The organism is Variovorax sp. Varisp46 (assembly GCF_059491885.1).
Map to the genome: position 1 here is coordinate 4,601,320 of NZ_CP168515.1, position 21,573 is coordinate 4,622,892.

Consider the following 21,573-nt stretch of genomic DNA (forward strand, 5'->3'; position numbering starts at 1 on the left):
ATCGTATCAAAACGTCACCAGAACCGAGCCGAGGAGCCCCGTGGACATCACCCAATTGCTGGCGTTCAGCGTCAAGAACAAAGCCTCCGACCTGCACCTTTCCGCAGGGTTGCCGCCCATGATCCGCGTCAACGGCGACGTGCGCCGCATCAACGTCGATGCGCTCGATCACAAGGGCGTTCACGCCATGGTGTACGACATCATGAGCGACACGCACCGCAAGCACTACGAAGAGTTCCTGGAGGTCGACTTCTCCTTCGAGATCGACGGCCTCGCGCGCTTCCGCGTGAATGCCTTCAACCAGGCGCGCGGCGCGGCCGCGGTGTTCCGGACCATTCCCTCGAAGATCCTGACGCTGGAGCAGCTCAATGCGCCGAAGATTTTCGGCGAACTCGCCCTCAAGCCGCGCGGACTGGTGCTGGTGACGGGCCCCACGGGCTCGGGCAAGTCGACCACGCTGGCGGCCATGGTCAACTACCTCAACGAAAACGAGTACGGCCACATCCTCACGGTGGAAGACCCGATCGAGTTCGTGCACGAATCGAAGAAGTGCCTGATCAACCAGCGCGAAGTGGGCCCGATGACGCTGTCGTTCTCGAACGCGCTGCGCTCCGCACTGCGCGAAGACCCCGACGCCATCCTGGTGGGCGAGCTGCGCGACCTGGAAACTATTCGCCTCGCCATGACCGCGGCCGAAACGGGCCACCTGGTGTTCGGCACGCTGCACACCTCGTCGGCGGCCAAGACCATCGACCGGATCATCGACGTGTTCCCCGGCGAGGAAAAGGAAATGATCCGCGCCATGCTGTCGGAGTCGCTGCAGGCCGTGATCTCGCAGACGCTGTGCAAGACCAAGGACGGCCAGGGCCGCGTGGCGGCGCACGAGATCATGCTGGGCACGCCGGCCATCCGCAACCTGATCCGCGAGGCCAAGGTCGCGCAGATGTACTCCACCATCCAGACCGGCCAGGGCTCGGGCATGCAGACGCTCGACCAGAACCTGACGGAACTGGTGCGCCGCAATACCATCTCGGCTGCAGAAGCCCGCGGCAAGGCGAAGATCCCAGAGAACTTCCCAGGCTAGCCATGAAGCCCCCCGGCTTTTCACTTCGCTGCGCTGCGTGTAACTCCACCCCCCAAGGGGGAGGCGCGGCCGCCTTGGGGCGGCCCGGCGGTCGGCCGCCGGCAGCATCAAACTAAACAGATCAAGGAGCGCTCTCATGGAACGCGATCAAGCCAGCCAGTTCATCAACGACCTGCTCAAGCTCATGGTGAGCCGCAGCGGCAGCGACCTGTTCATCACCGCCGACTTTCCGCCGGCCATCAAGGTCGACGGCAAGGTCACCAAGGTGTCGCAGCAGGCGCTGGGTGCGCAGCACACGCTGGCGCTCACGCGCTCGATCATGAACGACCGCCAGACGGCGGAGTTCGAGCGCACCAAGGAGTGCAATTTCGCAATCTCGCCGACCGGCATCGGCCGCTTCCGCGTGAACGCCTTCGTGCAGCAGGGCAAGGTCGGCATGGTGATGCGGACCATCCCCGCCAAGCTGCCGACCATCGACGGGCTGGGCATGCCGCAGATCCTGAAGGATGTGTCGATGACCAAGCGCGGCCTGTGCATCCTGGTGGGCGCCACCGGCTCGGGCAAGTCGACCACGCTGGCCGCGATGATCGACTGGCGCAACGAAAATTCGTACGGCCACATCGTCACGGTGGAGGACCCGGTCGAGTTCGTGCACCCGCACAAGAACTGCGTGGTGACGCAGCGCGAGGTGGGCATCGACACCGACAGCTGGGAAGCCGCGCTGAAGAACACGCTGCGCCAGGCGCCCGACGTGATCCTGATGGGCGAAATCCGCGACCGCGAGACCATGGAGCACGCAGTGGCCTTCGCCGAAACCGGCCACCTGTGCATGGCCACGCTGCACGCCAACAGCGCCAACCAGGCGCTGGACCGGATCATCAACTTCTTTCCCGAAGAGCGCCGCGCGCAGCTGCTGATGGACCTGTCGCTGAACCTGCGCTCGCTGGTGTCGCAGCGCCTGGTGCCCACCGAGGACGGCACGGGCCGCGTGGCGGCGGTGGAAGTGCTGCTGAACACGCCGCTGATTTCCGACCTGATCTTCAAGGGCGAGGTGGGCGAGATCAAGGAGATCATGCGCAAGAGCCGCAACCTGGGCATGCAGACCTTCGACCAGGCGCTGTTCGACCTGTTCGAGAGCCACTCGATCAACTTCGAGGACGCGATCCGCAACGCCGACTCGGCGAACGACCTGCGGCTGCAGATCAAGCTCAACAGCCAGCGCGCGCGCAGCACCGACCTGTCGGCGGGCACGGAGCACTTCGCAATTGTGTAAGGGCTCGCCCCCAGGCTTCGCGCACTTCGTGTCGCTTCGCCTTCCCCCTGCCGGGGGGCGACACCTGCCGCCCGGCGAAGCCGGTTCTGCGGTGTCTCGCGATTGGATCGCGCGGGTTTCATGCCTGAGGGGATCGGCTTTCTTTGGCTTTAAGCTGTGGCCATGAGCAGCATCAACCCCCGCACCTACGAATCCGTTCCCGCCCAGACGGTGGCCTTCCTTGGCCTCGGCGTCATGGGCGGGCCCATGGCCGGACACCTGGCCAAGGCCGGCCATACAGTCACGGTCTACAACCGCACGCCCGCCAAGGCGCAGGCCTGGGCCGCCGAATTCGGCGCACCCGGGCGCCACGCCCCGACGCCGCGCGAAGCCGCGGCCGGCGCCGACATCGTGTTCTGCTGCGTCGGCAACGACGACGACCTGCGCTCCGTGGTGCTGGGCGACGACGGCGCTTTCGCCGGCATGAAGAAGGGCGCGGTGCTGGTCGACCACACCACCGCCTCGGCCGACGTGGCGCGCGAGCTCTCCAAGGCCGCTCAGGCGCTGGGCCTGCACTTCATCGACGCGCCCGTCTCGGGCGGACAGGCCGGCGCGCAGAACGGCGCGCTCACCGTGATGTGCGGTGGCGATGCGGCTGTGTTCGAGCGCATCAGGCCGGTGGCCATGGCGTTCTCGCGCGCGGTCACGCTGCTGGGCGACAGCGGCGCCGGCCAGCTCGCCAAGATGGTGAACCAGATCGCCATCGCGGGCCTGGTGCAGGGCCTGTCGGAAGCCATCGCCTTCGGCCAGCGCGCGGGGCTCGACATGGAGGCGGTGCTCGGCGTCATCAGCAAGGGCGCAGCCCAGAGCTGGCAGATGGAAAACCGCGGCAAGACCATGATCGAAGGCAAGTTCGACTACGGCTTCGCCGTCGACTGGATGCGCAAGGACCTGGGCCTGGTGCTCGACGAAGCCAAGCGCAACGGCGCGCGCGTGCCGGTGACGGCGCTCGTCGACCAGTTCTACGCCGACGTGCAGCAGGCCGGCGGGCGGCGCTGGGACACGTCGAGCCTCATCATCCGATTGAAATAGGCTCGCCCCCAGGCTGCGCGCACTTCGTGTCGCTTCGCCTTCCCCCTACCGGGGGCAACACCTGCGGCCCGGCGAAGCCGGTTCCGCGGTGTTCCACGAAAAATGCCTGCAACGAGCAGCGGGCATTTTTGATTCGGCGCTCGTTCTTCAGCGGATCGGCGACGTCGTCGCGCCGCTTGCGGGCAGCGGCTCCATCGGCGGCAGCGGCACGCGCGAGCTGGAGGAAGAAGGCGCTGGCGACGGCGAAGGCGCGGACGGCGTTGCCGAGGTCACCGGCGCCGGACCCGTGCCGCCGCGCTGCGCCGCAGCCTGGTTTGCCGCCTGGCTGGCCGCCAGATCCGCCTCGCTCACGACCTCGACCACGCGCACGACCTTCACCACGCCCGACACACCGCGCGTGATGTCGGTGGCGCGGTCGGTTTCGCGCCGCGTCGCGATGCCCATCAGGTAGACCACGCCGCGCTCGGTCACCACCTTGAAGGAATTGGCGAAGATGTCCTTGGCGTCGAGCAGCGAGGCCTTCACCTTGCCGGTGATGTAGAGGTCGTTCGAGCGGTCCTGGAAGGTGCTCGAGGAGCCGACGGTCAGCTCGTTCACCACCGAGCGCACGTTCACGATGCGGCTCACTTCCTCCTCGACGCGGCGGCGGTCGGCTTCGCTGCCCACGGCGCCGGTCAGCAGCACCTGGCGGTTGTAGCTGGTGACGCTCACGTACATCTGGTCGTTGGCGATGTCGCGCACGCGGGCCGCGGCGCGCAACTCGATGCCCTGGTCGTCCAGCTGCGCGCCGGAGCTGCGGCGGTCGGTGGCCACCATGCCCACGCCCATCACGGCCGCACCGCCCACGACGAGCGGCACGCAGGCGGAAAGGCCGGCGACCAGCGCGGCACCCAGGGTGAGGGCCAGGGCGAAACGCCGGGTCGATGATGTCATCGTCATGGTCGTCATGGTCATGAGGAAGCTTCCTGTTCTCCGAGTAACTGGGCATCCACGCCGTCGCACAGGCAATGCAGCGCGATCTGGTGGATTTCGTGGATGCGCGCCGCACGCTCGTGCGGCACGCTGATCTGGACATCGGTCTCGCGCAGCGCACGGCCGATGGCGCCGCCCGAACCGCTGCTGCCCGCAGCCGGCGCCGAGGGCGCCCCCGAGACGGCGTTGCCGAGCAGCGCGACCACGGTCATGTCGCGTTCGTGCGCGGCTGCCACCGCGGCAAGCACCGACGCCGACTGTCCGCTGGCGCTCAACGCCAGCAGCACGTCGCCGGCCTGGCCGAGCGCGCGCACCTGGCGGGCGAAGCGGTCGACGTCCGTCGCGCTCGCGCTGTCGGCCTCGGGGTCGGTGGTGTCCCCGGGCAGCGCGATGGCGCCGAGCTCGGGCCGCTCGCGTTCGAAGCGGCCCACGAACTGCGCGGCGAACTGGGCCGCCAGCAGCCCCGACACGCCAGCACCGCAGGCGAGCACCTTGCCGCCGCTGGTCACGCACGCCAGGATGGCCTGCATCGCTTGAGAGATGGGTTTGCTGAGGACCGGTCCGGTCTGGTACTTGAGGTCGGCACTGTCGATGAAGTGCTGCTGAATCCGTTGCTCGAGCATGAGGCGGGATGATAACTGGGGGTTGTGAAACAAGACGTTTTGAAATGCCCCACCCCGAATCTCCGCGCACTTCGTGTCACTTGCGGGTGCCCGGCATGGGATGGGTTGCTCCACGGGTGTTCGATTGGATCAACTCGCGTCGAAGGCGCCCGGGAGCCAGGTGATTGTCTCCTCGACCAGCACCACGTCGAAACGGCATGGCGGTACCGTGCGCAGCCGGCTCAGGTAATGCTGCGCGGCGAACACGATGCGTCGCTGCTTCAGTCCGGTGATGCTGCCGCCCGCGCCGCCGTGCGTGCCGGTGCTGCGCTGGCGGACCTCGACGAACACCAGGGTGCCCTGCGGCGAATGGCGCGGATCGCGCATGATCAGGTCGATCTCGCCGCCGCCGCGCCCGGGCGTCCGATAATTGCGCGCGACCAGCACGAGGCCGGCGTCCTGCAGATGGTCGAGCGCGGCGTCTTCCGCCGCATCGCCGCGATGCTTCGTTGTGGTGTCTGTCTTCATGGCTCCCTGCCTGCAATCTTCTTGTTCGTTCTGACGGAGAAACCCCTTGGCTTCACTCGCCCCTGCTTCATTCGGCGCCGCTCTCGCGGCCGCGCGCGACGCCGCGGGTGCGCAGCATTATCCGCAGGGCACGCTCTACGTGGTCGCCACGCCCATCGGCAACCTGGCCGACATCACGCTGCGCGCGCTGCATGTGCTGCAGCTGGTGGACGCCATTGCCTGCGAGGACACGCGCCACACGCAAAGCCTGCTGCGCGCCTACGGCATCGACCGCCCCGGCGCACAACTGCTGGCGGTGCACCAGCACAACGAGGCCGAGGCCGCACAGGCCGTGGTCGCGCGGCTCGCGCAGGGCGAGCGCATCGCCTACGTCAGCGACGCCGGCACGCCCGGCGTGAGCGACCCCGGCGCGCGGCTCGCTGCGGCCGTGCGCGCGGCCGGGCAGCGCGTGCTGCCGCTGCCCGGTGCGAGCAGCGTGACCACCCTGGTGGGCGCGGCGGGCCTGGTGGCCGAAGGCGGCGACGCCAACGCCAGCAGCAGTGCCTTCGTCTTCGCGGGCTTCCTGCCGAGCAAGGCCGGCGAGCGCGACACGGCCGTGCAGGCGCTGTCGCAGGAGCCGCGCGCCGTGGTACTGCTCGAAGCACCGCACCGCATCGAGAACCTCGCGCGCGCACTGGCCACGCTGGGCGAGCGCCGCATCACCGTGGGCCGCGAGCTCACCAAGCAGTTCGAGGAAATCGCAACGGTGGCGGCCAGCACCCTGCCCGACTGGTTCGGCGCCGACCGCGACCGCATTCGCGGCGAGTTCGCGCTGGTGCTGCACCCGGTGGCGGTGAGCGGCGACGGCGGCGCGGAAGGCGAACGCGTGCTGCGCCTGTTGATGGCGGAACTGCCGGTGAAAACGGCGGTGAAGCTGGCTGCAGAGATCAGCGGCGCGCCGCGCAACACGCTGTATGAATTGGCGCTGCGCATACGCAACGAGGCCGGGGAAGGCTAGCCGTCCAATTCAGCGTAGCGCCTGAAGATGCCGTCCTCGTTGAACGCGACGCGGCGCGGGCTCTGCAGGTAGTCGTGCACGCGCTGCCGCCGCCTGACGTTGGCATGCAGCTTCTCGACCGCGGGCGTTGCAGCCAGCGCCCGCGCCGTGGCCTTCGGGAACGCGTAGTGCAGACCGTCCACCAGCTGGAACAGCGACAGGTCCGCATAGGTCAGCACGTCGCCCACCAGGTGCAGGCTGCCCGCGGGGTTGCGCTGCAGCACGCGCTCGAACCAGTTCAGGAACTTGGGGATGCGCTCGTTGCGAAAGGCCTGTGCGCGCAGCACGGCCGCGTCGCGCTGGTCTTCGTAGTAGGCGCCGGTCGAGATCGGATGGTGCGTGTCGTGCGCCTCGGCGACCACGTCGGCAATGGTGAGCTGCAGCTGGTGCGTCCATAGTCCGTCTGATTCGCCCACGCCCGACAGCCCGAGCCGGGGCCCGAGGTAGAGCAGGATCGCGGCCGTCTGTCCGACCACGATGTCGCCGTCGACGAGGAAGGGCGGCGCGAACGCGGGCCGCGCGCTGTCGGGGTCGCCCAGCCGCCGGCCCAGCGCGGACTCGCCGCCGCCCTCGGCTTCAGGCAGGCGCGCCACGTCGACGTAGTCGGCACCGGCCGCCTCGAGCGCGAGCCGCACGAATTCGCCGCGGCCCTGGATGGTGGGCCAGTAATGCAGTTGGTAGGGCATGCGGGCATGGTGTCATGAGGCCGGGGCGGTTGCAATCGCGCCCGCCGGCAGCGCCGGATTATTCGGCCCGCATCTCTTCGGCCTCAGTTCACCTTGACCGTGAAAAGAACAGCCCCCGAAGCACCCGGGTCCAGCGGTCCCGTGAATTGCCAGCTCAGCGCCCCCGTGCCTCCCGCGGTCTGCGCCGTTGCGCAAGCCTCCGTGGCCGCCGGAATCGGATTGGCGGGCGTGCGCTTCTGGCAGTTCGCGAGTGTCGCCGGCGTCGTGCCCGCCTGCGCCGTGACGAAGGCGGTGAACTGCGGCGTCGTGTCGTTGACCGTCATGCCGCTGATCGGGCTGGAGCCGTTGTTGGTGTAGGTGATGCGGTACTCCAGCACCTCTCCAGGCTTCGCCTGGTTGTTGATGCCGAAGCTGCCACCCTGCGTCACGTTGCGCACTTCCTTCTTGAGCTCCAGCGCGCTGGTCGAGACGGTCGTGGTGTCGGTCACCGTGTAGGTGGCGCTCAGGGCCGGGCCGGCATTGGTGAACACGAAGCTGGCCTGCACGACGCTGGCGTTGCCGTTGCCGGTCGCCGCGTTGGCGGGAATGAACTCCTGCATCAGGATGCAGACGCTCTGCCCGGCCACGACGTTCACCGGCGCGGCCGGCGGGTAGAGCAGCGCGGCGCCCGCCTGCAGCGAACCGGTGCAGCCCACGTCGGCAAAGATCTTCCCGCTCCAGCCGCTGACGGCAGGCGTGTCGATCGAGCTCGGGATGTCGAAACTCACGGCACCCGCGGTCCGGGCCATGAAGGTGTGCGGATAGCTCACCGTGCTGCCGGGCTGGCCGGTCTTCGCGCCGTCGGCCGCGAGCGTGTTGCGGTCCACGTCGCCGAAGTTGAGCCCCGCGTGGCCGGTGCCGTTCCAGGTGAAGGCGATGCGATCCGGCGTGCCGCTGCGGGTGTAGGTGTAGCTGATGCCGGCGATGGCGACGGCCTGGCCGGAGCGCAGCGGGACGCTGCCCAGCGAGGCGCCCGTGGAGATGCGCGAAGCGGCGTTGGTCTCTTCCACGCACACCGGATCGTTCAAGCCGAGGCCGAGGGGCGCTCCCAGCGCGTACTGCCCGCTGCCGTTCGTGATCGTCGTTGCGAGCGTGGTGGCGCCGCAATCGGTCAAGCGCACGGTGATGCCAGGGATGCCGGCCTCGCCGCCGTTGATCAGGCCGTCGTTGGCGATTCCGGCGCCCACGCCGTTGTCCAGGAACACCCGGCCGGTCACGCTCCTGGGGTAGCCATTGACGAAGGTGCAGGTGATGGCCGCCCCGGCCACCATGTTGGCAGCAGGAATGCTCAGCTGGTTGCCCGTGAGCGTGCCGAACTTGGCGGTCGGCGTGCCGCTGTTCGCGTCCACGCAGCTGGCGCTCATCGGATTGGCGGGCCAGCCGTCCGGCGAGCTTTCCCGGATGGTGACGCCGGTTCCTGCGGTGCCCGTGATGTTGGCGGCGCCGTTCGCGCTGCCTTCGCCCGTCACGGTGATGCTGTCGGTCGCCGTTGAAAGGCCGCTGAGCGCAAAGCCGAAGAGATTGGCGCCGACGCCGCCGACGGTGGTCTTGACGATCTGGACCCGGGGAAACGGCGGCGAATAGGTGTTGGTGAAGGTACACGCGATGTTGCTGCCCGGTGCCGTGGCGGCGGCGTTCAGCGTCACCTTGCGGTTCGGCAGATCGGGCGTGGCGGCTCCGCCGGCACCCAGGCCGGTACAGCTGATGCCCGTCAGCACGTAGTCGGCCGGCAGCGGATCTTCCGTGATGGTCGTCGCCACGCCGGGCGTGGTCAGGGTCTGGGCCGCGCCCGCGGCGGGCGTGCCGGCGGCCGTGGTGGTGATGCTCTGCGCCGCCAGGCCGTTGTCGCCCGTGAAGCCGAAGGTGCCGGTGGTGCCCACGGAAACCTTGCGGATGGTCACACTCGCAGATGCGGCATTCGTGAACACGCATTGCAGCGACTTGCCCAGCTGCACGCTGGCCGCCGGGATCGTGTAGGTCCGGCCGCTCGCCCCGGTGCCCAGGCTGCCCACCGGCGTGCCCGCGTCGGTACAGGTTGCACCGGCCAGGTTCCAGCCGGGCACCGCGGCTTCGGTGATGCTGATGACCGCGCCGTTCGCGCTGGCGGTGAAGGCCTGCGTGCCCGCGGCTGCCGTGTTGCCGTCCACCTGCGCCGGCGTGCCGGCGGCCACGGTGCTGACGCTGCCGGCTGCCTGGGTGGTGTTGGTCAACGTGAAGTTGAAAGGGCCGTCGGTGCCGCCGGTCGTGGTCTTCTGCAAGGTGACCGTGGCCGGCGAACAGAGCGCGCTGGTGGTCGCCTGGGCGAGAAAGCCCTGGTAGGGGGCGCCGCTCTTGATGTGGACGACCACCGTGTTCGACCCGGACTGCCAGTTGCTCGCCAGCGTCGCGCTGGCCGCGGCACCCGGGTCGAAGCCGCGGAAGGTGTACGGGGTCGCCCCGCCCTGCGGCACGCCTCCAACGCTCTGCAGCACGCCGTTGACGTAGATCTCCGCGACCGAATTGTCGGAATAGAAGTCCAGCTTCAAAGAAAAGCTCGCCGGGTTGACCGACGCCGCCATGTTGAAGGTGAAGCGGTGGTAGATGTCGACATTGCCGGCGTGCGTGGTCTGGTACTGCGAGATCCAGTTGGCATTGCCGAAGGGCGAGGCGATCCAGGCCGTCGGCGCCTTGTTGCCGACGTAGGAGCGCGCCCAGGTGGCGACAGTGCCGGGCCCGCCCGTCGCCGCGCCGATACCCGACTCCCATACCGGATCGCGGCCCGTCGTCAGCGGTGGTCCGACCGGGCCGTCGAAGCCCGTGTTGAAGATCGCCGCATTGGTCGAGCACATCACCGTCGGCGCGATGGGCGGCGAAGGCGGATTGGTGTCGGCGGTGTTGGTGAAGGTACAGACGATGTTGCTGCCGGGCGCGGTCGCAGCTGCGTCCAGGGTGAGCACGCGTCCGTTGCGCGAGGCCGTCCCGCCGGCGCCCATGCCGGTGCAGGAGGCATCGACCAGCGCATAGGTCCCCGGCGGCACGCCCTCGGTGATGGTCGTGGCGGTGTTGGCTGCCGCGAGCGAACGCGTCGCCGCGCTGGCCGGCGTACCGTCCACCGTGGTCGTGATGTTCTGGGTCGCCGCCAGGCCGTTGGTGCCCGTGAAGCTGAAGGTGCCGGTGCCGCCGAGCGAGGTCTTGCGGATGGTCACCGTCGGCATGGTTCCGAACCTGTAGGGCTGCGGGCTGGGCAGGTAGCTGTTGGCGCCGACGCTGAAGCTGCCGCTCAGGACCGCGCCGCCCACCGTCACCTGTGTCGTGCTGTAGACCGCGGCCACGGTGGAGGTGGCCGTCACCTGACAGGTCGCGGCCGCCGTGGTCGTGCAGCTGCCGGCGGCGCCCACCGCGCCGCCGTTGAAGGCGACGTTCGGCGTCGCGCCGAAGCTCACCACCGTGCCGGCCTGGACCGGGTTGCCGGCCGCGTCGCGGATGAAGACCTCGAGCACGTCCTGCGCCGCGCCGTTGGCAAGCTGGTTGTCGGTGACGATGCGCAGGCCCGATTGGCTGGCGGTGCCGGAGCCGACGACGATGCTCGTCTGGGCGCTGTCACAGCTCACGCCGTTGCCGGACACGCAGCCCGCGCCGGCTGCCGTGGCTGGCGCACCCACGCCGCTCGTGCTGGTACTGGCGTAGTTGGTGAGCACCGTGCCGGTTGCCGCGATCGGCGCGGTCGCGTTCAACGTGAAGCCGCGCACACCGGTGGAGGCCGGGATGCCGCCGGCAGGCAGCGTCATCGTGCAGCTGAGCAGTGCACCGGCGGCGCTGGGCAGCGTGCCGCAGTTCACCGAGGTGACGCCGGTGCCGGCCACGGCCGACGTGGCCACCACGCCCGGCGGCAATTGCTCGCTCACGACGAGCGAGGTGCCCGAGTCCACCGCGCCCGTGTTGGCCAGGTTCAGGCCGTAGGCGATGTTGCCGCCGGCTGCCACGGTCGCGGGCGCGGTCTTGTCCACGGCAATCACCGGGGCCGCGGTGTTGGTGAAGGTACAGGTGATGGCCGCGCCGGACCGCATCACGCTCGCGGGCAGGGTCGCGGTGTTGCCGGCGAACGTCGCCAGCTCGGTCGCGGGATTGCCGCTGGTCGCGGCCGCCGAGTCCAGGCAGGACGCCGAGACCGGATTGGCCGGCCAGCCCGCGGGCACGCTCGACTCCTGCACCGTCGCCGCGATTCCGGCCGTGCCCAGATGGACCGTGGCCGAGGCCTGCGGCGTGAACAGCGCCGTCACGTCGATGCTGTCCGCCGGATTGGTGACACCCGTGAGCGTGTAGCCGAAGGTCTGGGTGCCCGTCACGTTGGTCTTGGTCTTGCGCACCGTGATGCGGGGCTGCGCGAGCACCGGAGTCGTCACGCTGCTCGTGCAGTTGCCCGCGGCGTTGCAGGCCGGATCGCCGCCGCCGCTGGCGGTCGCGGTGTTGTCCACGCTCGGCACCGCGCCGGCCAGCGGCGTGACCGGAATGACGAAAGAGACGCTGCCAGTGGTGGCCGCGAGCCCCGCGGGCACCGTGCAGCTCACGGCCTGTCCGGTGGCGGTGCAGCCGGCGGGCATGGTGCCGAGCGTCAGCGTCGCAGGCACCGTATCGCTGATGGTGGCCACGGCGGTCGTGGCGACCGGGCCGTTATTGGCGAGTGTCAGCGTGTAGCTGGCCGGCGTGCCGACCGCGAAGCTCGGCGCGCTGGCGGTCTTGGTCAGATTGAGCTGCGGCTCGATCGAGTTGGTGAAGGTACAGGCAATGTTGCTGCCCGCCGCAGTGGCAGCGGCATTCAGCGCGACGGACCTCGTTGCGAGGTCCGGCGTGGCCGTGCCGCCGGCGCCCATGCCGGTGCAGACGATGCTCTTGAGCTTCCAGCCGGCGGGCGGCGCGTCTTCCGTGATGGTGGTGGCAGCCCCCACGGTGGTGAGGCCCGATTGCGCACCGGCCACGGGCGTGCCGGCCGCTGTGGTCGCAATGCCCTGCGCGGTGAAGCCATTGGTGCCGCTGAAGCCGAAGCTGCCAGTGCCGCCTTCGGTGACCTTGCTGACGGTCACGGCCACGCGGGTGTAGGTGAAGGTGCAGAAGATGGTGGCGCCGTAGTCGGTGGCGGCCGCATCGAAGGTCACTCTTCGGGTCGAGAGATCGTAGGTCGCGGTGCCGCCCGGCGCCATGCCGGTACAGCTGATGCCGGTCAGCACGAAGCCGGCTGGCGCGGAGCTCTGCAGGATGAACGTCGAGGTTGCGGGCGTGGTCAGAAACTTGGCGGGTCCGGAGGCCCCGACACCTGGCGAAGTCGTGACGATGGGGCTGGCGGCCGCGCCGTTGTTGCCGAGGTAGCTGAACGACCCCACGCCGCCGTTCGAGACCACGGTGGTCGTGATGCTGGGCGCCACCTTGGGCGGCGTGTTGTAGGCGAGCACGAGGGTCGCCGTTTCATTGACGTTCACGCCATCGTCGTTGTTCGGATTCGCGTCGTTGGGCACCGTGCAGAAGTGCGTGGCGCCAGGCGTCGCGGCCTGCACGCACACCTTGGCGCCGTTGGGAACCGAGTAGCTGCCGGTCGCCACGCTGGGCTGCGGGAACACGGGAATGTCGAAGCCGACCTCGCCGCCGTCCGTCAGGTTCGGGCCGCTGGAAGCAGCCAGCGGCGTGGGGTTCACCTGGCAGGTCACCACCACGGGCGAACCGGCCTTCGCGCAGTTGGCGGGCAAGGTGCCCGTGTCCCATCCGGCCGGAAGGGTCAGCACCGCGGTCGAGTTGTCTGAGCCCGTGGTCGGCGCGGGGCCGAAGTTCTTGGCGATGAGCCTGACGTTGCGCTGCTGGCCGTAGCTGGTCCAGCCATCGCTCGGCACGACCACCTGTACCTGCAGGTCCGGACGGCCGGTGATGATGTTCGAGCAGGTGTAGTCCTCGTTGGTGCCGAGCGCGTGCGCGGTCGCGCAGGTGCCGGTCTTCGAGTAGCTGTTGGTGTTGGTCCCGGTCGGCGGCAGGGCGTTGCCGCTGTAGTTGGTGCCCGCGGAGGTGTAGGTCTCGTAGGTCTGCTGGTAGCGCGCCGTGTTGTTGGAAACGCCCGGCGGATAGAAGACCACGCCGGCAACGCTCGGGCGCCAGGCGGCCGTGTTCGTGCTGCTGCCGAGCGTCTGGTCCCACGCGTAATTGACGAAACTGATGCGCTGCGAAACGCGCGCATCGGGAAACTTGCCGCTCACGCCGGAGAAGCCGTCGATCAGTTCACCGCCGCCGGTATCGACCAGGCCGCTGCAGGTGCCCGTCGCGGAAAACGGGCAGACCGTCTTTTCGGCGTTCACGGGCCCGGGCACCGCGGAGCCCGGCCCCGTGCCGCCGTCGTCCGCGGTGAGGCCTAGCGTAAAGTTCGCGCCGCCGCTGGACGCCGCCTGGAACCAGTCGCCCGCGGTGACCATGACCGGACGGCAGACGAAGGTGATCTGCGTCGGATAGATGTTGCCCGAGGCGCCGTTGAACATGCGGTCGAAGCCGCCGAGCACGGCAATCACGGTACCGGCCGGACAGACCTGGGGACCGCGCTGCGTCATGCCGTTGATCGGTCGGCCCCACCATCCCGCCGAGGCCGACGAGCCGAACGCGATGGTCGCCGCGCCAGCGCCTTCGCTCACGGTGAATGGCGTGCAGCCGAATTCGACCGCGCGCAACCCGCCGGTCAGGTTGGCGAAGGTGCCGCTGACCTCGGGGCCGTTGATGCGCTCCCACATGGTCAGTCCTGTGGGGAAGCCGTTGGCGCAAACCGTCTGCACGACCTGGCCGTCGTTGGTGCCCACCACGGTACCGTTGAGCCTTACCGCCCCCTGCGGCACGAGCACCTGCTGCGCATGTCCGAGAAGCGGAAAGACCAGCAGCCAGGCTGCGAGCAGCAGCCATCGCCGCGCGGCGGCCGCATGCGAGCGCAGCCTATTCTTGAGTCTTTGCATGTTCGCTTGCCTGATCCGTGTTTTTTCGAGAGGCCGATGCGGCGGGGGCGCTGGCCGACGCGAAGCCCAGCCCCGTCTCGTCGAACTTGAAGCGCAGCCGGATGTAGGCACCCTTGCTGGTGTATTCGTTGGCCGTCAGCTCGCGGTCGCGCAGGCCGACGAAGTTGTAGCCGGCCGAGACCCACAGGTCCTTGGCCACCTGGTAGCCGAGCTCGACGCCCGCGGTCTTCTGCAGCGCGCCGCCCTTGCCGTAGAGCACGCCGGCCTGCACGCCGAAGTCCCAGTCCTTGTTGATGTCGCGCGTGTAGCGCGCATGCAGCAGATGGGCCCAGTAGCGGCTCGCCAGGAAACCGTCGTCGGCGCGCGAGATCTTGCCCGCGTAGCGCGCACTGAGAACGCTGCCGCGCTGCGGGTTGTAGTTCAGGTGGGCCGAGACGATGTCGGCGCTGGTGCTGCCCGGCAGGCTCCTGTTGCCGGAATCGCTGCCGAAGGCGCTGCCGCCGTTCAACGCGCCAGCCGCATTGCCGCCCCCCACGATGCGCTCGGAGCGGCGCTCGTAGCGCAGCAGCGCGTTCCAGCTGTCGGTGTCCACCGGGCGGTAGGCGAGGCCGATCTGGTGGCGCTGAAGGTGGCGCTCGTTGCCTGCGTTGGTGCCCTGCCCTTCGCTGTCGCTCACCACGCTGCGCGCCAGCAGGCTCCAGGCGGGGCTGATCTTGTAGCCGAAGCCGGCGCTGAAGAGCCGGGTGTCGGCATCGTCGCCCTTGCGTCCTTCGAGGATGCCGCTGAGCTTGTAGGTGTCGGTGAGGTACTCGACCCCGGCGGTGATGGCGGTGGACTGGCCGAGACCGCCCGCATAGCCGGTGCCGCTGTTCGCGCTGTTGGCGTAGCCGCCCAGCTGGCGGGTGTGCTCGAGCCCGCCGGTCACGCTGAAGCGGTCGGTAAGCTTCACGGTGTTGCGCACGCCGGTCGCCGCCTGCGCGGCCCGGCCGTCGATGCTGTCGGCGAGCCGGAACTCGTTGTAGACGCGGCCGCCCTCCATGTAGTTGCTCTCGATGCCCAGGATGCCGACGTTGTTGGATTGCGTCGCGCTCAGCCCGTCGGTGCCGTAGAGGCTGGAGACGAGTTCGTAGCGGCCGTAGACGCGGGTTTTGTCGGTGATGGCGTAGTTGCCGCCAACGGCCAGCGTGCGGCGAGCGGAATCGTGCAGGTCCTGCTCGCCTTCGACGAAGACCTGGGCCAGCGGCACGCCGGGCACCTGCGCCGACAGGCGTGCGCGCACGGTGGTCAGGCTCTCGCTGTCGGCATTGGCGGTGGCCGCCGCACCGAGTGCGGTCACGTTGTTGGCACCCACGCGGCTGCCGAGGCTTGCGTTGGAGGTGGAGACCTCGCCGTAGTCGAATCCGGAGCCGGAGGCGAGGCCGCTGCTGCGCTGGCCTTGGCGCAGGCCCACTTCGGCGACCAGGGTGTCGCCGAACTTTTTCTGCACGCTCGCGGTGGCGCCCTTGCGGTCGCCTTCGAGCAGGGCGTCCTTGCTGTAGATCATTTCGGCGCGCACCGCAGTGCTTGCGTCGATCTTGTATTCGGCGCGTACGGAGGCTTCGGTGCGGCCTGCGGAAAAGCTGGCGCCGGGGTTGTCGAAGCCCGCGCTGGTCTTGCCGGCCAGCGCCACGACCGCGAGCTTCTCGTCCTGGTGACGCACTTCGAGGCGGGTGCCCTCGCCCTTGCCCTTCTCATCGGAGTCGGTGCGAACCAGCTCGGCTGCGGCCGTGGTGTTGTCGCCGATGCGGGCCACCGCCGTCAGGGCGCGCAGCTTGCGATGGTTCTCGGGATTCTGGTCGGTGCTGGCGACCACGCCCAGCTGCAGGCGCTCCGCCACCTTGACCTGCACGTCGGTGCCGGCCACCGTGAACTTGGGGCCTCCGCTGTCGACTTCGTACGTGACGCGGATCGACTGCGGGTTCAGGTTGGCATCGGCCGACGCGATCGCATGGGTGAACAGGATGCGGCGCGTGAGCGGCTCGACCGTGTAGTCGACGAAGCGCGTGACCGGCGTGCGCTGCAGCACGACGTCGGGCTGGTTGCGGTCGCGCACCACGACCTCGACCTGCTCGCTGTTGTCGACGAACTCGCCGCTGGTGGCGCTCAGGTAGTAGGGGCCGGAAGTGCCGACGGCGCGGAATTCCTCCACCTGCTGGGTCTGCGCGGTGCGCGAGACATAGCTGGTCGCGCGCACGTTGCGGTCTTCGTACACGTGCTTGAGGCCGGTCAGCGAGCGGTTGTTCTGGCTCAGGTTGCGCACCTCGGTGCTGCTCGCGGTGGTGAAGTCGCCGTACAGCAGGAAGGAGCGGTTCTTGTCGATGCGCACGTAGAGCTTTTGCGTGCTCTGCGCGTCGAAGCCCTTGACCGACGAGTCGCCGTACACCGGGTAGAACTCGTCGGGCCGGATGTCGCGGAACAGCCGGTCGTCGCGCGTCTTGTCGGAATCGAAGGCGGCAGTGAGCAGGTAGTCGCCCTTGACGGCACCCTTGAAGAAGAAGGCGGCGCGGGCGCCGGCGCGGCGGTCCTTGCGCTCGTCGGCAAGGCCCGTCAACTCTGCCTCGAACGCGGCGCCGGCAGGCATGGCGCCGAGCGGCACGCTGCCGCGCCTGGTGAAGTCCAGCACGCCTTCGACAATGCCCACGCCGAGCATCGGCCGCATCTCGGGCAGCAACGCCAACCGCACTTCCTTCACAAAGCTGCCGGCGCTCACGCGCAGGCGCACGTCGCCCGGCTCGCCGGGCGGCAGCAGGCGGAACTCCGCCGCGCCGCCGTCCATGAAGACCTGCGTGCCGGGTTCGGCGGGGTTCAGGTCCTCGTCGAGCCAGCGGCCGCGGTCCGTCTCCAGGGTGAGTTGGGTGCGCGCGGTCACCGGCACGCCGGCCGCGTCGACCAGCCGCACCTTGACAGCCACGGGGGTGCGCAGGTCGGCATATGCAAGCTCGGGCAAGTCGACCTGGATGGCGCCGAGCTTGTCCGGCGCGACGATGCCGATCCGCTGCGTGGCGCGCACGTTGCCGAAATCGTCCACCGCCTCGAGCTGCAGGCGGTTGGCCCCGGGCTGCAGAACCACGCCGATGTATTCCCAGGCGCCGAGGTTCTTCGACGGCAGCTGCGTCTTCTTGCCGACGCGCCGTTCGTCGATGGCCTGGCCGTTGACCGAGAGGCGCAGCGCCACGCCGGACTCGCCCTTGACGCGCACGTTGATCGACTGGCCGGGAACGGTGTCGCCTTCCTTCAGGTCGAGGAAGCCGAGGGTGTTGCCGTCGAGCTCGGGCAGCAGCACTTCCAGCTCGATCGGGCTGGGCGCGGCCTGCGGCAGCAGCGGCGCGCTGCGCGGCGCCAGCATGGCGGCGGAGGTGTTGACGGGCCGGCTGGCGAAGGCGCCGATGCCGGCCGCCGTGCCACCCGCGGCCGAAGCGCCCTGCGCAGCGGCCGGCAGGCCGTTGAGCGCGGCGAACAGGCTTCCGGCCGGGGTCGCGGCCGCCGGCGCGGTGGCGCCCAGCGTGCCGCTCATGCTGCCCGAAGCGGCACCGACGAAGCTGCTGGCGTTGGCCGGCGCATCGGGCATCGCGATCAGCGGCGCCGACGACGCCATGGTCGAGCCGCTGCTGCCGCTCGCAAGCGCCTGGCCGCTGGCCGGCAGCGAGCGGAGATCGCCCACTGCAACGATCTGTCCTTCCGGATTCAGGCGCAGCCGCACCTGGGCCTCGGCCTCGGTGTCCGGGATCGCGGCAATGGCGGCGCGGCGCGCCACCACGTCGGCCACCACGGCCTGGTCGCCGCAATTGCCGATGATGAAGTTGGCCTTGTGGAACTCCCCCTTCTTCAGGTCGACGAATCGGCTCTCGGGGCGGCCGGCATTGCGGTTGTCCAGCAGCTCCAGGCGGGCGCCGGGCGGCAGCGTGGTCTGGTCCAGGCGCAGCACGTGGGTGAGCGGCTTGAGGCCGTAGAGGCTCCACTTGCCTTCCACGTCGGTGACGACGTTGGTGCCGTCCTCCATGAACAGGCGCACGCCGGGCACGCCGATCTCGTCGGCGCCTTCCTGCCTGCCGTCCGCCTTGCAGTCCATGTAGACCTTGCCGAACAGGAAGGCGTCGTCGGAAAACACGCCGCCCGTGACGCGTACCGTCCAGTTCGCGAGGTTGGACTGCAGCGGCCCCGAATAGGCGCGCGCACGATTGACGGCGTCGCCATTGGTGGGCGCACCCACGCCGATGCGCACGCGGTAGCGCACCACGGCCGCCTGGTCGATACCCAGGGTGAGCGTCGGGTAGTCGAAGACCAGTTGCGGGCCCGCGCCGCCCGCCGGGTTGCCGGCCGCGGCGGTGTTGAGGCGCGCACTGTTGGCCACGTAGGCGAAGCCCGGCGGCAGGCTGTCGCTGAAGCGCACGCCGGTGACCGGGAATCCGGTCTTGTTGGTCACGGTCAGTGCGTAGTCGATGAAGTCGCCGAACTCCACCTGGCGCTTGCTGCCGTCCTTGCGCAGCACCAGCCCGAGCACGTTGCCCGGGTCGAGCGGGATGTGGTTGTGCACGATGTCGCAGGCCGCGCCCGAGGCATTGAAGCCGGCGTTGACGGAGAAGTAGTGGGTCGTCGGATCGGCACCCTTGGGCGGCGTGGCGTTGGGCGCGATCTGGCCGCAGCCCGAGAAAGTGCCGGCCGTGACCGGGATCAGCTGCGACGGGTAGACATAGCCGGTGCCCGCCGGCGGCACCACGCCGAGCGAGTAGGTGCACATGCTGGTGACCGGCGGCGACTGCAGGAAGAACTGGTAGATGCCGTCGGCGCCCGTGGTCATCGAGACGCTGCCGTTCGTATTGAATGTATAGGCGCCCGACGAGCCGCCAAAGATCTCCCCCGCGGTGATCGGCGTCGCGGCCCCGCTGCTGCAGGACTGCCGCGTGAAGGTGACCACCGCGCCGGCAACGGGCTCGCGCGTCACCGCGTTGTAGACCGTGCCTGCCGGATCGGCCAGCAGCGACTGCACCGAGCTCGCGCTGGCCGCCACCAGCATGGCGGGCGTGACGTTGATGGTGTTCTGGTCGAAGGCCGCGGCCCAGGCCTTGTTGGTGACCGCCACGCGGCTGCCCACCGCACCGGCCTTCTCGGTGATGCGCACCGTGAAGCCGATCTGCTCGCTCTGGCCCGGCGCCAGGCCGCGGTTGCCGTCGCTCAGGCTGAGCACCGCCTCGGTCGGCAGCTGGAAGGGATCGCTGCTGGCGAGCGCGCCGCGGTTGCAGGTAGCGCGGCCGGTGAAGCTTCCCGCGACGTCGAGCAGTCCGCTGCGAGCCTTGGGCGCACCGACCAGCTCCCAGGACGCGACCGAGCCGTCCGGCTTGTCCATGTCGAAGGTGCAGTTCAGGTTGTCGATCACGCGCACGTGCGGTGCCGGGGCGATACCGGTGTTGGTGACCAGCAGCCGGTAGTCGAGTTCGTACACGCCCTGCCCGATGCGCCGCGGCAGCGAGACACTCTTCACGAGCGTGAGCGAGGGAAGCTCCATGGACACCGGCGTTGGCGAGCTGTTGTTGTTCGGGTTGCCGTCGCCGTCCGGGTCCGGGTCGGCGCCATCGACCGAATCGTCGAAGGCCACGGGCGCGCCGCCGGGCGTGAGCGCGCCCTGTGCGCGCACGCTGTTCAGCAGCGTGCCGGTGCGGCCGCTGAGGTTGATGCGCAGGTCGAACTGCACGGTGAACCGCGCCCCGACCGGCAGCACGGCCCCGGGTGCCAGCAGGTTCTGCGCGGCCGGCGTGCCGGTGAAGGCAGCGTTGGCCGCAGCCACGGTGCCGCTCACGCCATTGCCCTGGTTGCCCGCGATGCCGATCGAGCCGGTCACCACCGTGTACTGGTTCGGCCCCGGTACCGCCGCGGTCGTGTAGCTGCCGAACTGAGTGGCACCGCTGCCTTCGAGCAGGTCGGCCGCCTGCACGCCGTAGAGCCACACGGCGCCGTAGTTGCGGATGTCCACGCTGAAGCGAACCGTGGCGGTTCCGTCGAGCAGGCCATCGGCGCCGCGGTTCGGGCGCGGCGCCGACGCGGCCTTGGCAACGCCGATGCGGCTCTGGCTCGTGGTGATGAGCACCGTGTTGGACGGCGACACCGCCAGCGCGACGCCGTCGTTGTAGTAGCTCTGCGCGGTGTTGCGGATGTCGCCGGTCTGGTCCGGCCTGACCCGCACGGCGAACTGCATCGCGATCGATGCATTGCGCGACACGGGAGTGGGTACGCCGATCGCCACCTCGATCGCTGCGGCATCGTCCGCGGTGCGGTAGCTGAAGGCCGGATCGCCCGGCAGGCGGAACAGGCGCACCGCGCCCGCGGCAGTGCTCTGCAGCGTGCCGGCGATGTACTGCGTGCCGGCTGGCACCAGGTCGCGCACCAGCACGAGGCTGGCCGGCGCGCCGTTCACCAGCACCGGCGTGCCGGCCGGCGCGGCGCTGTTGGCGGGCTGCGCATCGCGGGCGCCGATGTTGGTGCCGGAAACGGTGAAGTCGATGCGCGTCTGCCCCGGCACGACGATGCCGGGATAGCTCGCGGCCTTGGTGATGGAGATCACCGCGACGTCGCCGACGGTCACGACGTCGCGGTTGGTGGCGCTCAGGTTCTGCAGCGCGGTGGTGGCCGTCAATGCGGCGCAGGCGACACCGTTCGCGCTCGCCGGGATCGTTCCCTGCACCAGCAGCGCGGCCGTCTCGCCGGGCTGCAGCGCCAGCGCACCGCCGGCGCCGAGCGGAAGCACCGGATCGGCGGGGTCCACCACGCCGTTGTTGTTGGTGTCGCGCACCACCCGCAGGGCCGAAAGGTCCAGCGTGTCGGCCGCGCAGCCGCCGGCGTTGTTGGCAAAGCCCAGCATGTAGCTCGACGGCACGTTGCCGGTGTTGGTGAGCAGGTGGCTCAGCGTGACGACGGTGGCGGGCGGACGCGTGACGGTCTGGTCCTGCGTCAGCACCAGCGCCTCGACCGGCAGCACGTTCGCCACCACGCTGTTGGAGCTGGAAGTTTCGGTCTGGGCAAATCCGGCCGGCACGTAGGTGGCCGTTGCCACGTTGCGGATCACGGTGCCGCCGGGGGCGGGGGCGGCCAGCACCGCAGCCGGAGCAAGGAGGAATGCCAGCCCGATCGCGAGCGTGGCGCGGGCGCGGCGCCATCGATGCGAGCTGCCGCTCACGCTCATTGAATCAGACAAGAATTGCACTCCGCGAAACCTTCCGTCGGCCCCTCCGGGCCGTGAATGACTGGATCTTTTTCCGCTGCCGCTTCCGCGCCGATGCGCATGCACGGCGCACGAAA

Annotated in this window: 10 protein-coding genes; 4 read left to right on the forward strand and 6 right to left on the reverse strand. The window is 69.4% G+C overall.

What is annotated here, in order from left to right; genetic code table 11:
• The first annotated feature begins 40 nt into the window (after nt 1–40).
• The 3 genes from ACEN9N_RS21780 (at nt 41) to ACEN9N_RS21790 (ending at nt 3,428) form a co-directional block, all read left to right on the forward strand.
• Entirely contained in the window at nt 41–1,084 is a 1,044-nt protein-coding gene (locus ACEN9N_RS21780; protein ID WP_007833310.1) for a type IV pilus twitching motility protein PilT, read from the forward strand.
• Nucleotides 1,085–1,220: 136 nt separating this feature from the next.
• Nucleotides 1,221–2,357, forward strand: coding sequence for a PilT/PilU family type 4a pilus ATPase (locus ACEN9N_RS21785; protein ID WP_007833325.1), 1,137 nt, complete (start codon nt 1,221–1,223; stop codon nt 2,355–2,357).
• 162 nt (nt 2,358–2,519) lie between these two features.
• Entirely contained in the window at nt 2,520–3,428 is a 909-nt protein-coding gene (locus ACEN9N_RS21790; RefSeq protein WP_042673388.1) for an NAD(P)-dependent oxidoreductase, read from the forward strand.
• Nucleotides 3,429–3,575: 147 nt separating this feature from the next.
• Here the strand turns inward: ACEN9N_RS21790 and ACEN9N_RS21795 are convergent, their stop codons facing one another.
• The 3 genes from ACEN9N_RS21795 to ACEN9N_RS21805 all read right to left on the reverse strand — a co-directional run bounded on the left by ACEN9N_RS21795 (nt 3,576) and on the right by ACEN9N_RS21805 (nt 5,530).
• Nucleotides 3,576–4,382, reverse strand: coding sequence for a BON domain-containing protein (locus ACEN9N_RS21795; protein ID WP_007837336.1), 807 nt, complete (start codon nt 4,380–4,382; stop codon nt 3,576–3,578).
• On the reverse strand, nt 4,379–5,023 hold the full coding sequence (locus ACEN9N_RS21800) for an SIS domain-containing protein (RefSeq protein ID WP_007837337.1): 645 nt from the start codon (nt 5,021–5,023) through the stop codon (nt 4,379–4,381). Before ACEN9N_RS21800 ends, ACEN9N_RS21795 begins: the two co-directional genes overlap by 4 nt.
• A gap of 129 nt (nt 5,024–5,152) precedes the next feature.
• A complete protein-coding gene (locus ACEN9N_RS21805; protein WP_007837338.1) occupies nt 5,153–5,530 on the reverse strand; it encodes a YraN family protein in 378 nt (125 codons plus the stop codon).
• Between the two features lie 46 nt (nt 5,531–5,576).
• Between ACEN9N_RS21805 and rsmI the strand changes: the two genes are divergently transcribed.
• Nucleotides 5,577–6,527 (forward strand): 16S rRNA (cytidine(1402)-2'-O)-methyltransferase, encoded by a 951-nt coding sequence (rsmI, locus tag ACEN9N_RS21810; RefSeq protein WP_413331627.1) that lies wholly within the window; start codon nt 5,577–5,579, stop codon nt 6,525–6,527.
• Here rsmI and ACEN9N_RS21815 read toward each other — a convergent pair.
• From ACEN9N_RS21815 to ACEN9N_RS21825, 3 genes are all read right to left on the reverse strand, one after another.
• A complete protein-coding gene (locus tag ACEN9N_RS21815; protein WP_007837340.1) occupies nt 6,524–7,252 on the reverse strand; it encodes a glutathione S-transferase in 729 nt (242 codons plus the stop codon). The genes rsmI and ACEN9N_RS21815 overlap by 4 nt on opposite strands.
• 83 nt (nt 7,253–7,335) lie before the next feature.
• Entirely contained in the window at nt 7,336–14,244 is a 6,909-nt protein-coding gene (locus tag ACEN9N_RS21820) for a beta strand repeat-containing protein (RefSeq protein ID WP_495654507.1), read from the reverse strand.
• Nucleotides 14,225–21,457, reverse strand: coding sequence for a hypothetical protein (locus ACEN9N_RS21825; RefSeq protein WP_495656411.1), 7,233 nt, complete (start codon nt 21,455–21,457; stop codon nt 14,225–14,227). The genes ACEN9N_RS21820 and ACEN9N_RS21825 overlap by 20 nt, the downstream gene beginning before the upstream one ends.
• Nucleotides 21,458–21,573: the final 116 nt, after the last annotated feature.